The sequence below is a fragment of the Bacillus sp. FJAT-27251 genome, from assembly GCF_001273925.1.
Taxonomy (GTDB): domain Bacteria; phylum Bacillota; class Bacilli; order Bacillales; family Cytobacillaceae; genus Mesobacillus_B.
Window position 1 is genome coordinate 589,960 of sequence record NZ_LIGG01000001.1, and the last position, 22,587, is coordinate 612,546.

Genomic DNA, 22,587 nt, shown 5'->3' on the forward strand with positions numbered 1-22,587 from the left:
AGGGCTAAATCTTCGGATTTTTTTAAGATAAACGGAAAAACTCCGCTTATATTCCGGGAAATGTTGATATTTCCCAACTTAGGCGGAATTCTTCCGTTTATTTTTCTAACCCGTAGAGCATGGGGACGGTTCTCCCGCTTCATTTTTGCGGAAAAATGAAGCGCCGGAGCCGTCCCCGCGTTTTAAATATTTAATCCAAGCCAGGCTCTAAACCGTTGGGCTGCCTCGCTGTCGGGCAGTAACCCGCTTTCAGGACCTGCTGTAAAAGGCATCCACTGCCAATCCTCACATCCCACAAAGCCTAACCTTGACCAGCGATCAATGAACTCAATAAAATTATCACCCAGCCTAAAACCGTGTCCCTCCCCGCCATCGTGGCTAAGATAGACAATCGAGGCATCATCACCATAACTCATGTCAAAAGCCAGGTAATCGCCGTTGCCCACTTCGCAAAACGCTAATTTATTATGCCAAACGGCATCGTATTCATCTTCGGGATTAGGGAAGGCCTGTTCAACCCAGCCGATTCGGCCTTCTTCAGCAAGGGCGAGGTATTTCAACCCCCAATTCGGTGTCCCGCAGAAAATCTCCCTAAATTCTTCGTTCCGCTCCATTTCATCAGGCAGAAACCAGCGCAAACTGAAATAGCTGGAAAACTCGATAAGAACCTTCTTGAAACTCTCCGGCAGCTTTACTCCAAGTTCTGTCTCAATTCTAACGATTTGTTCAGGCGAAGCTGGTTCATCAAGGATAACTTCACGGATTTCTCCACCAAGCTCTTCGATTTTATCAATAATCGTCTGCATTCTTTTAATCATCAATTCATAATCCATCATATCACTCCATCAATCGKATGCATTTCCTGCTGTCCTTTCAAAACTCCCGCTTTACTTCACCATCGCATAGACGCACGTATCCCTCAGTTCTTTCCCATCCGCTGACAGGCCCTCATTTTTGAGGATGCCTTCCAGAGTGAACCCTAACGCTTCAGGAATTCTCCGGCTTTTGACGTTTTGGGAGTCACATCTAATTTCCACTCTGCGGGCCTTAAGCTCATGGAAGGCGAAGTCGGAAATTCCCTGAACGGCTTCGGTTATGTAGCCTTTTCCGCTATGCCGGGTATCAATCCAGTAGCCGATTTCGAACTTGGGGATGGACCAATTGATGCGATGCAGGCCGGACGAGGCAATAAACTCACCTGTTTCCCTATGGAAAATCAGCAGCCGTAAATCCTCGCGTTTTATAAAACTGGCATGCGATTCTCTAATATTACTTTCAGTCTCCTCCTCCGTCTGCCCGTTTTGCGCAAAAGGCATCCATGGCTTCAATTCCTCCAAGGAGTTCTGAATCGCTTCATAAACCGCTTTTCCATCACCTGGCTTCGGCATCCGGATCACTAATCTTTCTGTATAAAATTCGGTTGGAAACTCCATTAATAATGGGTTCATAGATAAACTCACCGCACCTTGTCTTTATTTTAATTCAAAATTCGAGGCAAAGGGACGGTTCTCCTGCGTCATATTGGAAAAATGATGCAGGAGAACCGTCCCCCTGTTTTAAAAGTACATTTTCGAGTATTGGTTGAGCAGTGGGGCCAGGCAGTGGCGCTGGTCGTTGCTGAGGTTGAAGTGCACGCCATATTGGCGGTTTCCGCTGGGCGATTCTTCGCTCCAGATGACGACACCGGCTACCTGAATTTTCCCCTCTAATTCTTCTGGCTTAAAAGTGTAAACCATTTCCTGCCCGACGGATAATTTCAGATTGGATACGAACCGCAATCCGCCAGGTCCCATGTTTTCGATTTCGATGGTGATTGGCTCTTGTTGTGGCGGGGCGGCCGAATACCCGGTCAGGGCCATTTCGCACCGGAATGGGTACCGAATTTTAATGTCATATGTATGTGTTCCCGGATGAATCTTATCCTTTTTAATCGGAGTCACGACTTCCTTTAGAAGCAGAGATTCGAATTCTTCTGCTGAACATGGCTGTCCGAAAAGGAATCCTTGCACCTGCGGACAATTTTGTCCTTTTAGGAACTCCAGTTCTTCCTCTGTTTCCACGCCTTCCGCAATGACATTAATCCCAAGACTCCGGCTCATCTTGATCAAACTGGATGTAATCACTGCATTATCAAATTCCCGGGAGATATTTTCAATAAACGAACGGTCAATTTTTATTCCATCGAGAGGAAATGAATTCAAATAAGAAAGGGAAGAATGGCCGGTTCCAAAACGATCGGAATAGATTTTTATCCCAATCCTTTTTAATTCATTCAGGTTTTTTGCCGCAATGGCCTCGTCTCTTATTAAGGAAGTTTCAGCAATTTCAAAGATCAGCAGCCTGCCCTGCAATTGGAATTCATTCAGCAGCAGCCTTACCTCACGAACAAAATCCTTTTGGGAAAATTGCCGGGCGCTGATGTTAATGCTGACCGGAATAAGCGGCATTCCCTCTTTCCGCCATGCCACCAGCTGCTCACAGACCTTCCTTATGACCCTTTTGCCAATGTGAATGATCAGGCCAGTGTCTTCAGCTATTTTAATGAATTGCGAAGGCGGAATACTCCCAAGCTCATGGTGTTTCCATCTGACCAGCGCCTCCGCACCGGCCAACCTGCCTGTTTCCGTCTCCACGATCGGCTGGTAATAAGTAATAAAATGCCCGCCAGCCAGAGCCTCCCATATATCCTGAACCCCAATTCCCTTCTCCTGAACAGTGAAATAATCATAAGAAATCACAACTTCTCTCTCCTAGTAATCAATGTTGTAAAAAGCTAAGGATGCCTTCGGTCTATCAAACTTTCCAATGACACCAATCAAGCCTGCTCTCGCCCTTACCTACTTTAACGGTATAAATTTCAACTTCCTTTACAGTTTTTACAATATTTTTATACTGCCAGCTTACTAATCCTTATAAAAGGAGGCTGCTTTCACACTAAACTTTTCAGCACTTTTACCGATGTAGATAAAGAGTGAAATCACAATGGAGTAAGACGAGTTTACGAGGTGCAGAAATGAACGTCCTGTTGAAATATTCCTTAAGTTTAATCATTATCCTTTTGGGTGTATTAATGGATATCGGAAAAGCTCCTGATAAAAATCAAACCATTCCGGCTCCCTACCAGAAGCCTGCCATTGCCAAAGAAATCATGATGGATGTGCCATTGATCAACCAGATGGATGCCCCAAGGCTGTATAATGGCTGCGAAGTCACTAGCCTGGCGATGCTGCTTCAATTTTGGGGAGTCCAGGTTTCCAAAAATGAACTGGCCGAACAAATCCCCAGGGTTCCTTTGAGGTACAGCGACGGCAAATACGGCAATCCAAACAATGGATTTGTCGGCAATATGGAGAACGGTCCAGGATTGGGCGTTTACCATGGACCTGTTTTTAACCTGGCACAGTCCCACCTTCCCGCAAACCTAAAGGTAATCGATTTAACGAATCACCCTTTTGATACCATCATTGAAAAATTGAATGAAGGACTCCCAGTCTGGGTGATCACGACATCGAACTTTTCACCGGTGTCGACGATTCAATCATGGACAACACCGCAAGGTACTCTAGAAATCACCTACAACATGCACAGTGCCGTCATTACAGGCTATGATCACGAAAACATTTATCTCAACAATCCATATGGCATAAAAAATCAGCAAGTGAACAAAGCAGATTTTCTTAAGTCCTGGCGGCAGATGGGCTCCCAGGCGATAGTCGTGGAGCCTGTAAAGAAGTGAACCACCAATCCATGATTCCATTCAAAAACAAGCCGCTTTTACTCTATTGGAAAATTGCGTATTAATTGACTTTGTATTCGGGAGTGGTAGCATGTTGAACATGGAATATTATCGTGAAACATTAGAACTGGAAAACACACTGTGGATGGCCCACATAAAAAAGGAATTCCGCCTTCACTACCAGCCGAATATTGACCTGGTTACAGGGAAAATAATCGGCGCCGAGGCCTTGATTCGCTGGGAGCACCCCGAGAGAGGGCTGGTGCCTCCGGCTGAGTTCATCCCTGTTACGGAACAATCCGGATTGATTTTGCCCATTGGAGAATGGGTCCTGCGGACGGCCTGCCTCCAGAACAAGGCATGGCAGGAAGCCGGACTGCCGCCAATGATCATGAGCGTAAATTTGTCTGCCCGTCAGCTTTACCAGCCACAGCTGATTGATAAAATCAAACAGATATTGAAAGAAACCAGACTCGCCCCTGAATATTTGGAGCTTGAAATAACAGAGGGCATATTGATGGATGTCCAGCGTGTCCTCCCTATTATAAGAAAGCTAAAGCGGCTAGGGGTTTCAATCAGTCTGGACGATTTTGGGACAGGATATAGCTCTCTTTATTACTTAAAGGAATTTCCCATTGATAAACTCAAAATTGACCAATCATTTGTCCGGACGTGTATGAAGGACTTTAAGGATGCGACCATTGTGAAAACGATCATTAAAATGGCGCACGAACTGGATATGAAAGTGGTGGCGGAAGGTGTCGAAGGAAAGGAACAATTGATTTTTCTTCAGCAAAACCTTTGCGATCTATGCCAGGGCTATCTGGTCAGCAAGCCATTGCCCCCAGATGAATTCGAGGAAATGTTTGTGAAGGTGGAACAATTATTCGAACAGGAAGGGATACCCGAGGAGCTCAACAGGCAGCAGCAGCTCGAAGCCGCACTGGAAGCGGCAAGGCAGGAATGGCAGGCGACAATGAGGCAGCAGCAAGGGATGATTTTTAAATTTATTAAGCTGGACGGGCAATTTATCCACACCCTTTGCGATGGTGAATTGCTATATAAAATCAATCTCTCCCCCGGACAAGTCATCGGACGGACATTGCATGATATTCTTCCCGGCCATGTCGCTGATCCGGGACTTCACTATTATGAAATGGCATGGAATGGCGAGGAACCTGTCCAGTGCGAATTCGAGGTAAACGGGGTCCGGTATCTCACTTCCTTGCGTTCGATAAAAAAGGAAGGAAAAACAGTAGAGGTAATCGGCTCTTCAATTGAAATTCCAGAGAACATGCAGCAATATAATACCTTGCAGTAAAGCCCTTTTCCGGGTAGGAAAAGGGCTTTTTTACGCATATGGCGACAACCGCTTCATGACCTTTTGCACATAGTTTTGCGTCTCCTTAAAAGGAGGGATGCCGTCATATTTATCGACATTCCCCGGCCCGGCGTTATAGGCAGCCAAAGCTAAGGGAACCTTGTTGTAGCGGTCGAGCATCTGTTTTAGATAACGGACGCCGCCATCAATATTCTGCTTCACATCAAAAGGGTCGCGAACCCCCAGAGACTGGGCTGTGGCTGGCATAAGCTGCATCAGTCCCTGCGCCCCTGCCCCCGATTGGGCCAGCGGGTTAAAGCTGCTTTCCGCATCGACAACGGAACGGATCAGCGGAACCGGCACCCCGTACTTTTCGGACGCTTCCTGGATGGCGGTGTTAATTTCACTCATATCCGGCTGATGGCGATTGGCCGGCTTGAGATTGACCGAAACAGGAGGCGGTGCAGGCACTTCCACCGCCGGCGCTGGAAGGATTGGCTCTGCAGATGGACCTCCTGCCGAAGTTTTGGTCTGTTCCAAAAGCCCCCGAAAAAGTTCAAAAAAGATCGGCTCATTTACGATGGTAGGAATCAATTGCTCAATCAATTTAGGATTTTTTTGGACGGCATCCATCCAGATGGATGTCCCCGTTCCGATTGGAGGCAAATTCAATGGTTGCACCTTCTTATCATTTTTCTCAATAACCTTGTCAGTATTCGGCTGCGACATTCTTGTCTCTAGTATATATATCGGGATGGTTGGCCGGTTTATTTAGCGGTGTACGGGATTTTTCTTATTAAAAAACACCGCTGATGAGATTCCATCAACGGTGTTTTTGGATTATTTCACGGTAACAGTTGTCCTCGCAACAACAAGCTGTCCATTCACGGTGCCGCGGAACTCGACTAAAACTTCTCCTTTGTTCCAGTCAAAATCCTCACGGTTGAATTTAAACATTCCTTTAGACGCCTGCTGCGCGGAACCTTTTCCTTTGTCCACAACAGCTGCTTCCCCATTCAGGGTCACACTTGAAAGGTCGAAGTTTGGTTGCACTCCTTTAGGCAAGGTCACTCTTGCGGTAAACACGCCTTTATTGATTTTAATCGTTCCTGGCGTGATTTCCAGGTTGCCAGGGATATAGACAGCCACTTTCTTTTCCAAAGTTGTTTTCAAGCCTGCATGGTCGGTTACGGTCACCTGGATGCTGTATTCCCCAGGCTGGTCGAATGAAATGCTGTCTCCTTTTGAAACAGCTTCCCCATTAACACTTACCTTCTCAGCGGCAATGCCGGAAAGAGAATCTGTTGCGTCATAGGCAATATCCAGGTTCGTGCCTGAAGCATATTCTTCTTCGAGATTCCAGGACACTTCAGGTGCGGTTTTGTCGATTTTGACTTCGACGGTTTTGGCTTCTTCAACGTTTCCTGCTTTGTCGGTGCTGTAGAAGGATACCTTGTGGATTCCTTCCTCGCTAAGATCAAAGCTCGTGCCTTCCACATATTCTCCATCGTTGATAGAATAATAAGTTTTCGCTGTGCCGCTTAGGTCATCCGTTGCGGTTAGTTCAACGGTGAAGGCTTGATTTAACCAGCCTTCTTTTACATTCGAAACCGTTTCTGGTGCAGTTTTGTCGATTTTGACTTCGGCGGTTTTGGTTCCTTCTTTATTGCCTGCTTTGTCGATGCTGTAGAAGGAAACTTGGTGAATTCCTGGTTCTGTTAACTCAAAGCTTGTTCCTTGAGCGAATTCTGCATCGTTTACGGAGTAATACGTGTTGGCTACGCCGCTTAGATCGTCGGTTGCTGTTAATTCTACGGTAAAGGCTTCTTTCAGCCAGCCATCTTTTACATTCGAAACCGTTTCTGGTGTGGTTTTGTCGATTTTAACTTCGACGGTTTTGAGTTCTTCTACGTTGCCTGCTTTGTCGATGCTGTAGAAGGATACTTTGTACACGCCTGCTTCGGTTAACTCAAAGCTTGTTCCTTCAGCGAATTCTGCATCATTTACGGAGTAATACGTGTTGGCTACGCCACTTTGGTCATCAGTTGCGGTTAGTTCAACTGTGAAGGCTTGATTTAACCACTCGCCTGTTACATTTGAAGTGGTTTCTGGTGCGTTTTTGTCGATTTTAACTTCGACGGTTTTGGCTTCTTCTACATTGCCTGCTTTGTCGATGCTGTAGAAGGAAACTTCATGAATCCCCTCTTCAGTGACTGCAAATTCGGTACCTTCAGCAAATTCGGCGCCATTAATAGAATAATAGGTTTTGTCCACACCGCTTTTATCGTCGGTTGCTGTTAGTTGGACAGAGAAGTTTTCTTTTAGCCATTCGTCAGTTACGTTGGATTCTGTAACTGGCGGTGTGGTGTCGAAGTCTTCTGCGGTCACTGTTACAGTGGCAAATTCTTCTCCTTCTACCCCTGAATCCGAAACAGGGACAATATAAAATTGATGGTCACCAGCTTTAAGATTTTCAATGGTAAAAAAGGTATCTTTTGTGTTACCAACTAAAACTCTTTCAGCATCTACCATTTCATAGATATTATAGGATTCTGCGTCATCCACGATGTTCCAGCTTAAAGAAACGGTATCATCAGTTACCTTTGTTTCACCTGGATTTGGTGCTGAAAGGGCAGGCGTTTCTGGTTTAACTTTTGCAATCACTTTATTGGAATCTGGTGATTCGCCAAAGCGATTACTATTGGCTACAACTACATACTCATGATTGCCATCAGATAAAGTACTAACTTGATAGGAGGTTGAAGTTCCTTTATTAACTAAATTTTTCTCGCCATCTATTATTTCATAAACGGAGTATGTGTTTGCGTAATCAACCTTTCTCCAAGTAAGCTGCGCACTATCCCTGTCGGTCATTTCTAGGCTGAGTTCGGGTGCACCAATAGTAGGGTATTCAATCGTAAAAGATACCTCCCTACCTTTTTCTGATTCACCAAAACGGTTACTCACGGTTGTCACTTCATAAACATAATCATCTTCGGACAATAAAGAGAGATAAGTTTGTGGATCTTGTGTTGTAACAGCTAACTCTCTTTGGCCTTCGACGACTTTGTATACATTGTATTTATTGGCATACTCTGCTTTCTCCCACTTTAGTAGCGCATCATTACCATTATAGATTTGGTATGTAAGCTCATTGGGAGGTTGGATCTCTGGATAGATAATGGTAACTTCTAGTCGGCTACCAACAACAGATTCGCCAAAGCGGTTGCTTACTGCAGTTATTTCATAAACATAATCACCTTCAGGTAACTGTGATAAATATTGCTGACTATCCTTTGCCGTGATGACTAATTCCCTTTTCCCATCTTCAATCCGATAGACATTATATTTATTTGCATAATCAACATCATCCCAGTTTAAAAACAAGTCATTTCCATAAAAAATTTCATATGTCAGGTTATATGGGGATTGAATCTCAGGATAAATAAGCGGAAATGTGATGTTACTGCTTTCTTCAGATTCGCCAAAGCGGTTGCTCACTGTTGTTACTTCATAAAGATAATCGTCCTCTGGCATTTGCGCAAAATATTGCTGGCTATCACTTGTTGTTGTTACCAACTCTTTTTGGCCGTCAATAACGCGATAAACATTGTATTTATTTGCATTTTCAGCGTCTTGCCAATCTAAAAAGATATCATTGCCATTATAAATTTTATAGGCCAATCCTAGTGGCGCCTGAATCTTTGGATAAACAATAGCTAAGTCCAACTGGCTTCCTTCATCAGATTCACCAAAACGGTCACTGACTGTTCTTACTTCATATACATAGTTACCTTCTGGGACTTGTGACAAATACTGTTGACTCTCTTTTGTAGTTGTCACTAATTCAGATTTACCGTCTATGATTCTATATATATTATATTTATTTGCATTGTTCGCATCTTGCCAATCAAGGAATAAATCATTCCCGTTATAAATTTTATAGGTTAATCCTTGAGGTGGCTGAAGCTCGGGAAAGACGATGGATACCTGGATTTGGCTACGAGTATCTGATTCACCGAACCGGCTATTATATGACGATACTTCATAGTGGTAATCTCCTTCTGCCAACCGAGATAAATAATGGCTTGTATTATTTGTAATTGTAACTAGTTGTTTTTGTCCATCGATTACTTGATAGATTTTATAGTTAGTTGCATTAGATGCACTATTCCACTTTAACAAAACGTCATTACTATTATAAATAATAGAAGAAAGTCCTGTTGGGGAGTTCACATCTGGATAAACAATATCAACCGTTACAGAGGATGATAGAGCGGATTCCTCCCCCGTTGATGAAAAGGCACTAACAGCAAACTTGTATGTCCCTTCTTCTACCTTTGATAGATAAAGGTTTCTATTCGATGTTTTCCCAACTAACTCTTTTTGTTCCMCGTCTAATTTGTAAACATTAAAAGACTTTGAATAGTAATCCCCAGTCCATTTCAAACTAATGTCGTTTGTATTGTAAACAGTAGCTTGTAAGTTTGTTGGTACTGCTACACTAGCTGCAAATACAGATACTATTGGTAAAAATAACTGAACAACCAATAGCATCGAAAGCAGCATTGCTAACTTTTTAAAATGCTTTTGCGCCAAAAAAAACTACCTCCCTTTCCTAATAAAAAAGGACGATATCTTTTGAAAATTTCATATTCCATATACTGGAATAATCGCTATACTCCAAATAGATCTCGACTTTCCTTTTTCACTTTTTTCTAAAAAACTTAATTAACTGAATATAAGAGGCCTACAGATTGAGGCCTCTTATGGATTTATATCCAGATTAACGTAATAACTGTAATACCTGCTGCGGCTGTTGGTTCGCTTGTGCCAACATAGACTGTGCAGCTTGGGAAAGAATATTATTTTTCGTGAATTCCATCATTTCTTTCGCCATATCAACATCACGGATGCGAGATTCTGCAGCTGTCATGTTCTCAGCAGTAGATGCAAGACTTGTTGTTGTATACTCCAAACGGTTCTGCATAGCACCAAGCTTTGAACGTTGGCTAGATACTGTATTAATGGCATCGTTAATTTTTGTGATTGCTTCTGAAGCAGATTTTTCAGTCATTACGGATAGGTTTACTCCATCCTTTCTTAGACCTAAAGCATCCGCCGTTGTAGCATCAATAGAAATCTTTAGGTGCTGGCCTTCATTTGCACCAATTTGAATTTGTGCAGATTGGTCTCTTGCACCAATTTTAATAGTAGATGAGCTGTCCGCAATTAATGCATCATCAAATGTTACTTCTAGGTTCGATACATTAATCGTTGCGTTTGCACGAACAGCAATTGCCGCGTCTCCAGCTGAATTGCCATCGCTACCCATATCAACTGTTGCAACATAGTCTCCAACATTAGTGGCTACTTGGTTTTGAAGTAAACCACCATTGACTGATATTCCATCTCCAGTAAATGAGGAATTAAAAGCCGTTTTATCTGTACCTAGCTCTGATTTAGCAGTAATTTTAAGAGAAGAGATATCAAAAGCGGCTCCTGCTTCTCCTTCCACAACAATAGAACCTAGATTAACAGATCCTGTATCTAGACCAACTGCGTTATTATCATAAACATTCGCATCTGAAACAAATACATCTTTAGCACCTAGTGTGTTTTGAACACTAGCCATAAAATCGTCTAATGTGCTATCCTTTGTAACGATAAACGTAGAGTTTTTGACTTCACCGCCAACAACCCCAGAAATTGTAATTTCATCTCCAACCTCAAGCCCTAAAGAATTACTACTAGAATCTAACAAATTTGTAAGTTTAGCACTACCGTCTGTAATCGGTGCTCCACCGGTACCATTATCAACCTGTAAACCGCCCGTAGAGAATATTGAACCCGTAGCAACAGTTGTCTTTGTTGAACTAAGTGTAATTTCTGAAGTTCCAGTTGCCGCATTTGCATTAGCAACAACGGTTGACACATCCCCTCCTGAAGATGTCGCAAACTTCGACTGTTCAGAAACTTGTCCATTTAATAATTTAGTATTATTAAATTCAGTAGTGTTCGCAATGCGGTCCACTTCATCTATTAACTGATTCATTTCTTCTTGGATATTTTGCTTATCCGCATCAGTTAATGTGCTGTTTGAAGCTTGAACGGATAGTTCACGCATACGCTGTAGAATTGAGTGTTGCGTATCCATCGCTCCTTCAGCTGTTTGGATCATAGATACACCGTCTTGTGCGTTACGTTGAGCTTGATCTAATCCTCGAATTTGCGCACGCATTTTTTCAGAGATTGCTAGGCCAGCTGCATCATCAGCTGCTTTGTTGATACGAAGACCTGAAGAAAGTCTTTCCATTGATTTTGCACCGGCACTAGCTGCAGTACCTAACTGGCGATAGGTGTTAAGCGCTTGAATATTGTTGTTGATAATCATGTAAAACTACCTCCGTGTAATAAAAGTTTTTTATTTTGAGAGGACACCAAGTCCGTTTGGAAATCCTTTCATTATTTATATCGGAGGCTTGGCCAAATAGTTTAATAGCTTTTAGAATTCTTTTTTTTTAAAAATATAGCCGTCAAGCTGAAGAAGATTCTCAAGACCCAAAATGTGCCCTTTTTATTAAAAAAAGGCACTGATAAGCCTCCTCAGTGACCAAAAAACCAACTCACCACCAAAAACAGGCACTGACAAGCCCCATCAGTACCCAAAAATCCGCCTCTCTACCAAAAACGGGCACTGACAACTCTCCTCAGTGCCCAAAAATCCACCTCACTACCAAAAGCGGGCACTGACACACCCCCTCAGTGCCCAAAATACATCCTCACTCCCAAAAACAGGCACTGATAGGCCTCCTCAGTACCCAAAAATCCGCCTCGCCCCCAAAAACGGGCACTGACAACTCTCCTCAGTACCCAAAAATCCCCCTCACTACCAAAAACGGGCACTGACAAGCTCCATCAGTACCCAAAAATCCACCTCACCACTAAAAACAGGCACTGACAAGCCTCCTCAGTACCCAAAAATCCGCCCCAAACCAAAAAACGGGCACTGACAAGCCTCCTCAGTACCCAAAATACGGCCTCGCCCCCAAAAACAAGCACTGAAAACCCGCCTCAAGGCCGACCACACTCCCAAAAAGCAAAAAAAGGACCCCAACAAGGTCCCCAAGCCTTCCAGCACGAACGAACAAACGCCCTCACTTTTTCATCTTCAAAAGCTCATCACCGAAATCCAATTCACTCGCAACTGCCAGCCTATTCTCTTCCTGAATCTCCAAATAAATTTCCTTCCGGTGAATCGCAATATGCTTTGGCGCGCTGATCCCCAATTTAACCGTGTCGCCTTCAATCGCGGTAACCGTAATTTCGATGTTATCATCAATGACAATGGATTCGCCTTTTTTCCTTCCTAGTACAAGCATCTGCTACACCTGCCCAATCGCGGCTTTTTCCTGGTGCAGGAACAAAGGCTGCTTGACCATGTAGGATTTGTTCTCAAGGACAACCTGCATGCCGAGCCGCTTGCTGTGGTTAATGACAATGGGGGCCTTCAGGTTGGTTGTTGCTTCTTTCAGCCCGCCTTTGGCCGTAACCGTCGTCAGCACGAGGACGTCTTCCGGCTTTTCAATCTCAAGCTTCCCGATGAGCGAATCGCCGAGCTCCACGTCGTAGCCTTCAAAGAAGGAGAACGAATCCAGCAGCAGCAGGGATAATTCTGCCCTTTCGACGGACTGCAGAAAGAAGAACGGCGTTTCCCCTTGCTCATCTGCCGGCAGCAGGACGTATCTTTTATCTTCTTCAAAGCCCGGAATTCCCTTTTCAAAAGTAATAAGCCGGCTTTCATCCACTTCCATTTCACCAAATCGCACAGTTTGTATCTTCATAAACAACCCCCTCTTTCCTGGACCCATGCCTCAGCCTTACCGCTTCCCTTTTCTCTGGCGGATCTGATAATAATTCAATTGCCTGAACAAGGCGGAAGCGGTCTTCTGGTTCATGGCAAATTTCACACCGTACTCCGCATAATTCATGTGAACCACCTTGCGGACAATGAAGCCTTTTATCAAAAATGAAGTGTCCAGAATCGTAAAACGGCATTCTACTTTTTCATGCATCAATATTTTTGCGGCCGAGATAAAACCCATGCCTCCAGCACTGATATTTTCAATTTTCACCGGGAAAAAGGCTCCCTCCTGAATCGAGACCTCTCCCTCCTTCAGTGGTTCAAACTCTACCCGGAAAAACTCGCGGCGATTTTCACGCATATCTTTCTCTCCCGTTACATGTATAAATTAATAAGCAAACCTTTGATTTCTCCCACCAGCCGCAGGACTTCCAGCCCGCGTTCCTCCTTCCMCATGACCTCGTCATGGAGCTCAAGCAGCTTTTGGTCCACTTTTTCGACAATCTGATGGGTCTTCATGCTGCCGCTGTGATGAAAGCTTTGCTTATCGGATAGCTGCAGCCCGGAATTCACCGCTTCCCTGACAAACTCTTTGACGGCTTTTTTATAATCCTGCAGGTGTTCGATGGTCCTGGATTGGACCAGGGTTTGTCCCTGTTTTTCCAGATGGGGCATCAGGGATTCCAGCTGCAGTTTGGACTGCGACCTGTTCATCATGCTGGAAAAAGTACTGGCTGACCTGCTTTCTCCCGCTCCCTTTTGCAGCTGCCCGACCGGAAAGTTCGCCTGCCTTTCAATTCGCAAATGAAGCACTTCCTTTTACTTGGTGGTTTTGCCGTTTTTCAAACAGATTGATGATCAGCTCCACTTTGCCATGATCCATCAGAAGGACTTTGCCAATTTGTGTTGCTGAAAAGCCTTGCTTATACAGCTGCAAAACCTTGTCCTCTTCAACCTCCTGGACAACCGCGGTCTGTCCCCGTTCCTCCTCAAGCACCCGGACCTTCTCCTCCAGAAGCCGGATTCTTTCACCGGCTGCCTTTTGATTTGCCTTCATGTAGTGCACCAGTTTTTGATAAAGCTGGTCATTTTCCGCTTCCATTTTGGCCACGAATTGTTCCATGCTTTGCTGAATAACTTGTACATCGTCCGCTGCACCAGCTTCTTTCGACTTCCTGGACTGCACCAATATCGCAATCGAGACGGCACTTAGCAGCACGCTTAATCCCAATAGTATCCAATCCACACTGCTCACCTTAACCTTCTATAAATCTTGTAAAATTCATCAATAGTTTTCCTGGACAGAGAGTATCGCCGCATTCAGGCGCAGCATGGCTTTGGAATGCAGCTGGGAAATGCGGGAGACGCTTAAATTCAGCACTTCGGCAATTTCCGTCAATTTTAATTCCTCGAAATAACAAAGGGTAACGACCAGCTTTTCCTTTTCCGGCAGAAGTTCGATCGCTTTTGCCAGGGATTCTTTTAGAAGCTGTGCGTACAAATGGGCTTCAGGGGATTCCGCCCTCTCGTTTTTAATCAGATTGTATCTTCCTACCTGGTCATTTTCATCATCCTGAATCGTTTCATCAATGGAAATCATCGAGGACAAGGCCGCTTCGGAAACCGTTTTGTTCAGCTCGGCTTTCGTGATTCCCAGGTACGCGCATACCTCTTCATCACTGACCGAAGTTCCATTTCTCTGCTCCAGGACCGCATAGGCCTTTTCAACTTTTTTGACTTTTTCCCTTACAGACCTGGGCAGCCAGTCACTTTGCCTGAGGCCGTCGATGATCGCTCCCTTTATTCTCCAGGCTGCATAGGTCTCGAACTTGAAATCCCCATCCAGATTGAACTTGTCAATGGCATCGAGCATTCCTTCATAAGCATAGCTTTGGATATCCTCTTTTTGGACGGTTTTCGGAAGACTGATCATAAAGCGCTGGATCACATAGTCCATTAAGTGGTGGTATTTCTCCACCAAATAATTCCCCGCATCAGGGTCTCGCTCTGTTTTCCACTTTTCCCATTGGCCGAGGTCTGCTTCTGGCATCTTAGTTTTCAAAAGAAGTTTCACCACCTATGACGACTGGTTTTTAAAAAGCATTTTTAATAGGAAACCTTTGACTCCAAGCTTAGGAGGAGCCGGCTGCTCCAGGAATTCACAGGCAATGTGCTGTACAGCCTTCGCAGCCTGGCAGTTCGGAAAGCTTAGCAGAAACGGAGCCTGCCTTTTTACCGAACTGGCGACATGAGCATCACTGGGAATAAACCCAAGAGTGCTAATGGATTTATTTAAAAACCTCTCTGTCACTTTTTTAAAATTGGCGGCTGTCTGGATTCCTTCTTTTTCACTTGTACACTGGTTGATGATAAGCTTCATGACGACGTTTTGGTCCGTGGAGTGGACCATTTTCACGACGGCATAGGCGTCGGTCACGGCTGTCGGTTCAGGAGTGGTGACCAAAATGACCTCATCGGCCGCCAAAATGAACCGCAAATTTTCCTGTGAGAGCCCTGCGCCGGTATCGAGGATGATATAGTCCACATGTCCCTGGATGGCGCTTAATTCGTGCAGGAACTTATTCATCCTGTTTTCGTCAAACGAGAATAAGTCATTAAAGCCTGTGCCGCCTGAAATGAACAATAAGCCTTCCGGGCCTTCCTCGATAATGTCCCATACCGACAAATCCTTCTCCAGCATGGTCGCAATCGTTTCATTGGGGGACCGCCCCAGTAGGACATCGACATTAGCAAATCCGAGGTCAACGTCGAAAATCAGGACCTTTTTATCTTGCTTCACGAGGCTCAGCGCGAAATTCACGGCAAAGTTGGATTTTCCCACACCGCCTTTTCCGCTAGTGACGGCAATGATGCGTGTCCTTCTTTGCTCCGCCTGGGATTCCTTTTGGCGGACTTTTTCCCGCAATTGTCTGGCTTGGTCAATCATTCTCATCGTCTCCCATTAAAAGGTTTGCAATGAACTCAGGAGTAACACTGATAATATCATCCGGGACGTTTTGTCCATCGGTGATATACCGCAATGGGATCGAGTATTCATGGATCAGGTTGAGGATGCTGCCATAGGAACTGGTCTCATCTTTTTTGGTCAAAATCAGCTGGTCAATCTCCATCGCCTGAAAGTTGTCAATCATTTTTTTCATATCTTCATATTTGGAAGTAAGGCTCAGCACGACATTGGTCTGGACCTTGCGATGGCCGCCAAGGAGCATTTCCAGTTCCTGAATGTACTGTTTTTGCTGATAATTTCTCCCGGCTGTATCCATCAGGATAATGTCGCAGGCACTCAGCTCCGATACTGCCTGGCTCACTTCGGCCGCAGACTGGACAATTTTGATCGGGATATTCAAAATTCCGGCATATGTCTTTAATTGCTCGACCGCGGCGATCCGGTACGTATCCGAAGTGATCAGCCCCACTTTTTGATTGGCGTTGAGAAGATAGTCCGCCGCTATCTTGGCGATGGTCGTCGTTTTGCCTACCCCGGTAGGACCAGCGAAGCAAATCATTCCGCTGTTTTTTGCCTCAGTAGTTTTTTGATGAGTGTTGATGATATGAATGATTTCACGCCGTGCCGCGGCATGCGCTTGTTCACTTGTGAMCCCATCCTGCTGCCCCGCCTGCGCCATCAGCCTTGCGAGGATGTCCGACCGAATTTCGGGAGCCACTTCCTGCCGGGTTAATCTTTCGTTAACCAATTGGATTGGTTGCGGCAGCCGGTCTTCCTCCATCACCTGGACCATCATTTTTTTAATATTCTTCAGTTCGCGCATGAGTTCGTTCGAGGTGCTCTCTTCCGGTTCGGGATAAAGTCCATTCCGTTCCGGCTGTGCAGCTTTCCTTCCTGCCATTACCTGGGCAAAGGCATGGCCGGGATGCCCCATGGCTTCCGGTGCCTCTTTTGGATATGGCATGTGTTCGGCCGGCTTGGCCTCGTGTTTTACCGGCTTCGGCACTTGTTTGGCCGGCTCTGTCTCGACCGCCGCGATAATTTCGAGCTTTTCCTTCGTGAAAAATCCGAAAAAGCCGCGGGTCTTCACCTTTTTTGTATTTAAAATCAGGGCATCTTCGCCCATATCTTTTTTAATCTGCGCCATTCCTTCAGGCATGCTGTTGACGGTGTATGTTTTTAGCCTCATGATAAATTCACCACTCCGACGCTTTGAATTTCAATGTCTGGTTCCAGTTCGTTATAGGAAAGCACGGTAAGGTCCGGCAGATAGCGCTCCAGAAACTGGCGGATATACATACGGATGGCAGGCGAGGTCAGCAAAATCGGCTGGACGCCAGAGGCCTGCAGCTGCTGGGCCTGCTCGGAAATTGTCTGATAGATCGTCTGCGAAGTGGCCGGGTCAAGCGATAAATAGTTCCCCTGCTCGGTCCGGTGCACCGATTCCGCCACTTTCTTTTCAAGGCTTGCTCCTGCCGTGATCACCTGCAGGATTTCATTCTGGTTGGCATACTGCAGGGAAATCTGCCTCGAAAGCGACTGCCTCACATATTCGGTCAGCAGGTCGATGTCTTTTGTCTGGGCAGCATAATCGGCCAGCGACTCCAGGATGACAAGCAAATTCCGGATGGAGACCTTTTCTTTTAAAAGCTTCATTAGCACTTTCTGCACTTCGCCGATTGTCATCATCTGCGGAATCAGCTCTTCGACAACGGCTGGCGAGGTCTCTCTTACATGGTCAATCAATGATTTGACTTCCTGCCTTCCAATCAGCTCATGCGCATGCCTCCTGATGACTTCCGTCAGATGGGTCGAGACGACGGATGGCGGATCGACAATCGCATAGCCTGAAAGCTCGGCTTCTTCCTTCATTTCCTCATTGACCCACAGAGCCGGCATGCCAAAGGCCGGTTCGACGGTTTCAATCCCGGTCACATTTTCATCGTCGATGCCAGGGGAGATGGCCAGGTAATGATCAAGCATGATCTCGCCGGCGGCCACCTTGTTTCCTTTGATCTTGATGGTGTATTCATTGGGACGAAGCTGAATATTATCCCGAATCCGGATGACAGGGACAACAATGCCCAGTTCAATCGCGATTTGCCTCCGGATCATAATCACCCGGTCCAATAAATCGCCGCCCTGGTTTTTATCGGCAATCGGAATCAGCCCATAGCCAAATTCGAATTCGATGGAATCGACTTGAAGGAGATCCATGACACTTTCAGGACTTTTCAATTTTTCGAGCTCCTGCGTGTCATCGGCCGTTTCGTTCACTTCCGCTTCCTCGGCCGCACTGGCACGGTCCATTTTATAGGCGGCGAAAGCGACAAGGCCCGCAATCGGCAGGATTAAAAAAATGTTGATCGGAGTAAAGACCGCAATTAAAGCAAGTGTACCCGCCACCACATAAAGCATTTTCGGATAGGCGGAGAGCTGCCTCGTGATATCGGTGCCAAGGTTGCCATCCGAAGCAGCCCTTGTAACGACAATCCCTGATGCAGTGGAAATCAGCAGCGCCGGGATCTGGCTGACCAGTCCATCCCCAATCGACAGGAGCGTAAACAGCTGCGCTGCCTCGCCGAAAGACATCTGATGGACGACCACACCGATCAGCAAGCCGCCGAGAATATTAATAAGGGTAATGATGATTCCGGCAATCGCGTCTCCTTTGACAAACTTGCTCGCACCGTCCATGGCTCCATAAAAATCGGCTTCCTGGCTGATCTTTTCCCTTCGTTTCCTCGCATCGCTTTCGGAAATCAGCCCGGCGCCAAGGTCGGCATCAATGCTCATCTGCTTTCCGGGCATCGAATCCAGGGTAAAGCGGGCCGCCACTTCGGCCACTCGTTCGGATCCTTTTGTGATGACAAGAAACTGGATAATCACTAAAATCAGGAAGACCACCAGACCGATGATCGGACTGCCGCCGACAACGAAGGAACCAAATGTCTCAACAACCTCTCCTCCTGTTTGATTGGTCAGGATCGACCGAGTTGTGGAAACGTTCAATCCCAGTCGGAACAAGGTGGTAAGCAGCAACAGCGACGGGAAAATTGAAAATTGCAGCGCCTCCTGGGTATTCATGGCCACAAGGATGATCGTCAAGGAGAGGCTGATATTGATCAGGATCAATATATCCAATAACAGCGGCGGAAGAGGGATCACCATCATCACCACGATCATGATGACTGCGACCAGGACCGATAAATCTTTGAGTTTCAAGCACGTTCTCCTCCCTAGGTGATCTTTCCTTTTAATCTGTAAACATATGCTAATACCTCCGCCACGGCCTGGAACAAATCCTCGGGAACATAGTCGCCGATGTCGACTTGCTGATACAGGGCACGGGCGAGCGGTTTATTTTCCATCATCACAATGTTCAATTCTTTCGCTTTTTCTTTAATTTTCAGCGCAAGATGGTCTTTTCCCATGGCAATCACCATTGKGGCATCCATCGTTTCGGGATCATACTGAAGGGCAATCGCATAGTGCGTCGGGTTGGTGATCAGGACATCTGCCTTGGGCAAATCCTGAATCATCCGGTTCATGCCCAGCTGCCTTTGCTTCTCTTTTATCCTTGATTTAATCAGAGGGTCCCCCTCCGATTTTTTCATTTCATCCTGGATATCCTGTTTGGACATCCGGATGCTTTTTTCGAACTCGTATTTTTGGTACATATAGTCCAATATCGCCAGGCATAATAAAATAATTGAAGCGGCCAAACCAAGCTGGAACACCATTTTGGCCAGATAGGACAGCGATTGGCCAATGCTTTTTTGCGACAGGAGAAACAGCTCGTCCTTTCCCTGCCACAGCACCCCAATAGCCGCCGCTGAGATGATCGCGATTTTGAGCAAAGACTTGAGCAGCTCCACCAGACTGCGGATGGAGAAGATTTTCTTCGCCCCTTCAATCGGATTGAGCTTTTCGAGCTTCATTTTCAGCGGTTCGGTTGTGAACAGGGAGCCAACTTGGACAAAGTTCCCCAAAACGCCGAACACGATGGCGACTGCCGCCACCGGCAGCATGATGGTAAACACCTTGAAGGTTACTTCCTGAAGCAAAATCCTGATGGTTTGGGGAGTCAATTCCCAGTTGATGTACTGATTAAAATGAATCTTATAGAGTGCAAGAAGGCTTTCCAGCAGCTCTTCCCCGATAAAATTAAGCAGCAGGAAGCTCCCGAGCATGATCAGGGCCGCGGGCACTTCGGCACTTTTGGCCACCTGCCCTTTCCTTCGTGATTCCTGCCTCCTCTGGGGGGTCGCTTTTTCTGTTTTTTCACCAGCCATATTTTATGCCCCTAATAACTTGACCAACCCTGACAGGCTGATCATGATTTTTTTAAACAGACTCTGAAGCACATAAAAGAAAAACGGCATCGCCAGGATCAGCATCATAAACCCGGCCAGGATTTTAACAGGAAAACCTACGGCAAAGATGTTGAGCTGCGGAACGGTTTTCGCCAGGATCCCGAGCGCGACATCCACTAAAAAGAGGGCGCCGACAACCGGCAGAGCCATTTGCATGGCAATCAGGAACATCTGCAAAAACATCGTGCTCACAAGAAGGGCGATTTCCCCGTTTTCCAGCGAAAAAGAAACAGTTTCCAAGGGGATCAGCACAAAGCTTCTCATGACTCCATCCAGCAGGAGGTGATGCCCATCGGCGGCAAGCAGGAACAACAGTGCGAGCATATATTTAAAATGCCCCATAATCGGTACCTGCGCACCGGTCTGCGGGTCCATCACATTGGCAAGGGCGAATCCCATCTGGAAGTCGATAAACGCCCCGGCTACCTGGACGGCGTATAACAGCATCGCTGCGATAAAGCCGATGGCAAGCCCGACAAATACCTCTTTTACAATCAAAAACAGATAGCTTCCGTCCATCATGATCGGCTCTTGTTCGAGACCGGGTGAAAAAGCGAACAGAGCAATAAAAAAGGCCAGTCCAATCTTGTATTGGGATGGCACTCCCCTCATCGAAAACAGGGGTGCAATCAGGAAGAACGACGTAATCCGGACAAAAACAAGCAGAAAGTTAGGAAGCATCTCAAGAACGATATTCATGTCTTCACTACCCGATTAAATGTGGAAGGTTCTGAAACAATTCTCGTGTAAAATCCAATAAAGTCGTCAGCATCCACGGCCCGAAAACCACAATCGACAAAAACACGGCCAGAATCTTCGGAATGAATGCCAGCGTCTGCTCCTGGATTTGAGTCATCGCCTGAAAAACGCTGACAAGCAGTCCGACAGCCAGTGCGATTAACAGCAAAGGAGCAGAAATCTTCATAATCGTATAGATGGATTGTTGGGCCAGGTGTATGACCATATCCGGCGTCATAAGGTTTCCCCCTTCTTAAAAGCTGACAAGCAGCGACTCTACAATTAAATACCAGCCATCCACAAGCACGAATAATAAAATTTTAAACGGCAGGGAAATCATGACAGGGGGAAGCATCATCATCCCCATTGCCATCAGGGTACTGGCGACCACCATATCAATCACTAAAAATGGAATAAAGATGACAAACCCAATCTGGAAAGCCGTTTTCAGCTCGCTGATGGCAAATGCCGGAATCAACGCCGTCAAAGGAATCTCTTCGATACTGTTTGGTTTCTCCAGCTGGCCGTATTTAAAAAACAGCGCCAGATCCTTTTCCCTCGTGTGCTTTGCCATGAATTCCTTAACAGGCAGGATGGCCGCATCGAGAGCCTCATCCTGGGGCATATCCCCCGCCAGATAGGGCTGCAGGGCCGTTTCATTGACTTCAGTGAACACAGGTGCCATCACGAAAAAGGTTAGAAACAAGGCCAGACCGATCAGGACCTGGTTGGGCGGCATCGACTGGGTTCCGAGCGCCGTCCGGACGAAGGACAGGACAATCACAATCCTGGTAAAACAGGTCAGCATGATCAAAATCCCGGGAGCGAGCGACAAAACCGTCAGCAAAAACAGCAGCTGAAGCGTAATCCCCACATCTTCGGGAGCGTCAGTCCCAAAATCAATTCCCGGTATCGCGACTGAAAGCAGAAGACTCTCCATCATGTGTTCCTGCCTTCCTTATCGTTTGGAACCAGGTCCTGTTCAAGCTGATCCTGCCTGTTCCTTTGTTTATCCAGGCTCCGCTTGAACAGCTGATCGAATTGGCCGCTTTGGCTTTGTTTTTTCTTTAAGCCCAGCAGCGAATTCGCGAATGACGAGGGTTCCTTCGGATTATTCTCAAAGGTTCCAAGGTCGTCTTCACCTGAAAACTCCTTGATCAGGGTGATTTGATCGGCCACTCCAAGCAGGAACACCTTCCCGCCCACTTTTACAAGCTGAAGCGATTTATTGGTTCCTAGTGCCGTCCCGCCAATCAAATCGATAGCCTGGTTGGGCTGCAGCTTTTTCTGCCTTGAGGCCAGAAACTTGATGAGTCCATAAATCATGGCCACAATCAGGAGCGTATAAAACAGCAGCTGGCTGATTAACAGAATCGGGCTCTTGTCCATGGCATTGTTCGGACCTGCATTGTCTGTAGCTGCATTGGTATCCGGCGCTGTTTCGGCCGGCTGTTTCCCGGATTCTTCCTCATTCAGCCAATCCATCACATTCGGCTCTTCCGCTGCCGCCGCAAAAGGGTGGCAGGAACTTACGAATAAGGCAACCGCCAGGCAAACCATAACTGCTTTTTGAATCAAATCTGG

Annotated in this window: 22 protein-coding genes; 2 read left to right on the forward strand and 20 right to left on the reverse strand. The window is 46.1% G+C overall.

Features of this window, described 5'->3' with window-relative positions; translation table 11 throughout:
• Positions 1–182 precede the first annotated feature (182 nt).
• From ADU22_RS02830 to ADU22_RS02840, 3 genes are all read right to left on the reverse strand, one after another.
• A complete protein-coding gene (locus tag ADU22_RS02830; protein WP_053360810.1) occupies positions 183–833 on the reverse strand; it encodes an SMI1/KNR4 family protein in 651 nt (216 codons plus the stop codon).
• A 54-nt stretch (positions 834–887) separates the two neighbouring features.
• Positions 888–1,448 (reverse strand): GNAT family N-acetyltransferase, encoded by a 561-nt coding sequence (locus ADU22_RS02835; protein WP_053360811.1) that lies wholly within the window; start codon positions 1,446–1,448, stop codon positions 888–890.
• 108 nt (positions 1,449–1,556) lie between these two features.
• Complete coding sequence (locus tag ADU22_RS02840; RefSeq protein WP_053360812.1) at positions 1,557–2,738, reverse strand: EAL domain-containing protein; 1,182 nt, start codon at positions 2,736–2,738, stop codon at positions 1,557–1,559.
• 275 nt (positions 2,739–3,013) lie between these two features.
• On the opposite strand from ADU22_RS02840, the gene ADU22_RS02845 reads away from it, so the two are divergent.
• A complete protein-coding gene (locus ADU22_RS02845) occupies positions 3,014–3,736 on the forward strand; it encodes a C39 family peptidase (protein ID WP_231687834.1) in 723 nt (240 codons plus the stop codon).
• 91 nt (positions 3,737–3,827) lie between these two features.
• A complete protein-coding gene (locus ADU22_RS02850) occupies positions 3,828–5,057 on the forward strand; it encodes an EAL domain-containing protein (RefSeq protein ID WP_053360813.1) in 1,230 nt (409 codons plus the stop codon).
• A gap of 30 nt (positions 5,058–5,087) precedes the next feature.
• Here ADU22_RS02850 and ADU22_RS25365 read toward each other — a convergent pair whose 3' ends face one another.
• The 17 genes from ADU22_RS25365 to ADU22_RS02935 form a co-directional block, all read right to left on the reverse strand.
• Positions 5,088–5,729 (reverse strand): lytic transglycosylase domain-containing protein, encoded by a 642-nt coding sequence (locus tag ADU22_RS25365; protein ID WP_286132257.1) that lies wholly within the window; start codon positions 5,727–5,729, stop codon positions 5,088–5,090.
• 168 nt (positions 5,730–5,897) lie between these two features.
• Positions 5,898–9,656, reverse strand: coding sequence for an OmpL47-type beta-barrel domain-containing protein (locus ADU22_RS02860; RefSeq protein ID WP_156324305.1), 3,759 nt, complete (start codon positions 9,654–9,656; stop codon positions 5,898–5,900).
• Between the two features lie 187 nt (positions 9,657–9,843).
• Entirely contained in the window at positions 9,844–11,451 is a 1,608-nt protein-coding gene (locus tag ADU22_RS25370; RefSeq protein WP_053360815.1) for a flagellin N-terminal helical domain-containing protein, read from the reverse strand.
• 763 nt (positions 11,452–12,214) lie between these two features.
• Positions 12,215–12,439 (reverse strand): carbon storage regulator CsrA, encoded by a 225-nt coding sequence (gene csrA / locus ADU22_RS02870; protein ID WP_053360816.1) that lies wholly within the window; start codon positions 12,437–12,439, stop codon positions 12,215–12,217.
• A gap of 3 nt (positions 12,440–12,442) precedes the next feature.
• Positions 12,443–12,901 (reverse strand): flagellar assembly protein FliW, encoded by a 459-nt coding sequence (fliW, locus tag ADU22_RS02875; RefSeq protein WP_053360817.1) that lies wholly within the window; start codon positions 12,899–12,901, stop codon positions 12,443–12,445.
• A 36-nt stretch (positions 12,902–12,937) separates the two neighbouring features.
• A complete protein-coding gene (locus tag ADU22_RS02880; protein WP_053360818.1) occupies positions 12,938–13,282 on the reverse strand; it encodes a PilZ domain-containing protein in 345 nt (114 codons plus the stop codon).
• 14 nt (positions 13,283–13,296) lie between these two features.
• Positions 13,297–13,725 (reverse strand): YaaR family protein, encoded by a 429-nt coding sequence (locus ADU22_RS02885; protein WP_053360819.1) that lies wholly within the window; start codon positions 13,723–13,725, stop codon positions 13,297–13,299.
• A complete protein-coding gene (locus tag ADU22_RS02890) occupies positions 13,715–14,176 on the reverse strand; it encodes a DUF6115 domain-containing protein (RefSeq protein WP_156324306.1) in 462 nt (153 codons plus the stop codon). The genes ADU22_RS02885 and ADU22_RS02890 overlap by 11 nt, the downstream gene beginning before the upstream one ends.
• 30 nt (positions 14,177–14,206) lie before the next feature.
• Positions 14,207–14,971, reverse strand: a complete 765-nt coding sequence (locus tag ADU22_RS02895) for a FliA/WhiG family RNA polymerase sigma factor (RefSeq protein ID WP_053364444.1) — start codon at positions 14,969–14,971, stop codon at positions 14,207–14,209.
• 27 nt (positions 14,972–14,998) lie between these two features.
• Complete coding sequence (locus ADU22_RS02900) at positions 14,999–15,868, reverse strand: MinD/ParA family protein (protein ID WP_053360821.1); 870 nt, start codon at positions 15,866–15,868, stop codon at positions 14,999–15,001.
• The gene (gene flhF, locus ADU22_RS02905; protein ID WP_053360822.1) at positions 15,861–17,078 is read right to left on the reverse strand and encodes a flagellar biosynthesis GTPase FlhF; all 1,218 of its coding nucleotides are present in this window, start codon (positions 17,076–17,078) and stop codon (positions 15,861–15,863) included. Before flhF ends, ADU22_RS02900 begins: the two co-directional genes overlap by 8 nt.
• On the reverse strand, positions 17,075–19,075 hold the full coding sequence (gene flhA / locus ADU22_RS02910) for a flagellar biosynthesis protein FlhA (protein ID WP_502688755.1): 2,001 nt from the start codon (positions 19,073–19,075) through the stop codon (positions 17,075–17,077). Before flhA ends, flhF begins: the two co-directional genes overlap by 4 nt.
• Positions 19,076–19,128: 53 nt before the next feature.
• The gene (gene flhB / locus ADU22_RS24525) at positions 19,129–20,184 is read right to left on the reverse strand and encodes a flagellar biosynthesis protein FlhB (protein ID WP_053360824.1); all 1,056 of its coding nucleotides are present in this window, start codon (positions 20,182–20,184) and stop codon (positions 19,129–19,131) included.
• 3 nt (positions 20,185–20,187) lie between these two features.
• Entirely contained in the window at positions 20,188–20,964 is a 777-nt protein-coding gene (fliR, locus tag ADU22_RS24530; protein ID WP_053360825.1) for a flagellar biosynthetic protein FliR, read from the reverse strand.
• Positions 20,965–20,971: 7 nt separating this feature from the next.
• The gene (fliQ, locus tag ADU22_RS02925; RefSeq protein WP_053360826.1) at positions 20,972–21,241 is read right to left on the reverse strand and encodes a flagellar biosynthesis protein FliQ; all 270 of its coding nucleotides are present in this window, start codon (positions 21,239–21,241) and stop codon (positions 20,972–20,974) included.
• A 15-nt stretch (positions 21,242–21,256) separates the two neighbouring features.
• Positions 21,257–21,946 carry a flagellar type III secretion system pore protein FliP gene (fliP, locus tag ADU22_RS02930; RefSeq protein WP_053360827.1) on the reverse strand — a complete coding sequence of 230 codons (690 nt, stop codon included), beginning with the start codon at positions 21,944–21,946 and terminating at the stop codon, positions 21,257–21,259.
• On the reverse strand, positions 21,943–22,581 hold the full coding sequence (locus ADU22_RS02935) for a flagellar biosynthetic protein FliO (protein WP_053360828.1): 639 nt from the start codon (positions 22,579–22,581) through the stop codon (positions 21,943–21,945). The genes fliP and ADU22_RS02935 overlap by 4 nt, the downstream gene beginning before the upstream one ends.
• Between the last annotated feature and the right edge of the window lie 6 nt (positions 22,582–22,587).

Excerpts from the sequence above, each read along its gene's own strand:
- ADU22_RS02880 (WP_053360818.1), bottom strand. The coding sequence starts at position 13,282 with ATGCGTGAAAATCGCCGCGAGTTTTTCCGGGTAGAGTTTGAACCACTG.
- fliP (WP_053360827.1), bottom strand. The coding sequence starts at position 21,946 with ATGATGGAGAGTCTTCTGCTTTCAGTCGCGATACCGGGAATTGATTTT.
- ADU22_RS02900 (WP_053360821.1), bottom strand. The coding sequence starts at position 15,868 with ATGATTGACCAAGCCAGACAATTGCGGGAAAAAGTCCGCCAAAAGGAA.
- ADU22_RS02830 (WP_053360810.1), bottom strand. The coding sequence starts at position 833 with ATGGATTATGAATTGATGATTAAAAGAATGCAGACGATTATTGATAAA.
- flhA (WP_502688755.1), bottom strand. The coding sequence starts at position 19,075 with ATGATCGTGGTGATGATGGTGATCCCTCTTCCGCCGCTGTTATTGGAT.
- ADU22_RS02895 (WP_053364444.1), bottom strand. The coding sequence starts at position 14,971 with ATGCCAGAAGCAGACCTCGGCCAATGGGAAAAGTGGAAAACAGAGCGA.
- fliQ (WP_053360826.1), bottom strand. The coding sequence starts at position 21,241 with ATGACGCCGGATATGGTCATACACCTGGCCCAACAATCCATCTATACG.
- ADU22_RS25370 (WP_053360815.1), bottom strand. The coding sequence starts at position 11,451 with ATGATTATCAACAACAATATTCAAGCGCTTAACACCTATCGCCAGTTA.
- ADU22_RS02845 (WP_231687834.1), top strand. The coding sequence starts at position 3,014 with ATGAACGTCCTGTTGAAATATTCCTTAAGTTTAATCATTATCCTTTTG.
- fliR (WP_053360825.1), bottom strand. The coding sequence starts at position 20,964 with ATGAATATCGTTCTTGAGATGCTTCCTAACTTTCTGCTTGTTTTTGTC.
- csrA (WP_053360816.1), bottom strand. The coding sequence starts at position 12,439 with ATGCTTGTACTAGGAAGGAAAAAAGGCGAATCCATTGTCATTGATGAT.
- fliW (WP_053360817.1), bottom strand. The coding sequence starts at position 12,901 with ATGAAGATACAAACTGTGCGATTTGGTGAAATGGAAGTGGATGAAAGC.
- ADU22_RS02835 (WP_053360811.1), bottom strand. The coding sequence starts at position 1,448 with ATGAACCCATTATTAATGGAGTTTCCAACCGAATTTTATACAGAAAGA.
- ADU22_RS02850 (WP_053360813.1), top strand. The coding sequence starts at position 3,828 with ATGTTGAACATGGAATATTATCGTGAAACATTAGAACTGGAAAACACA.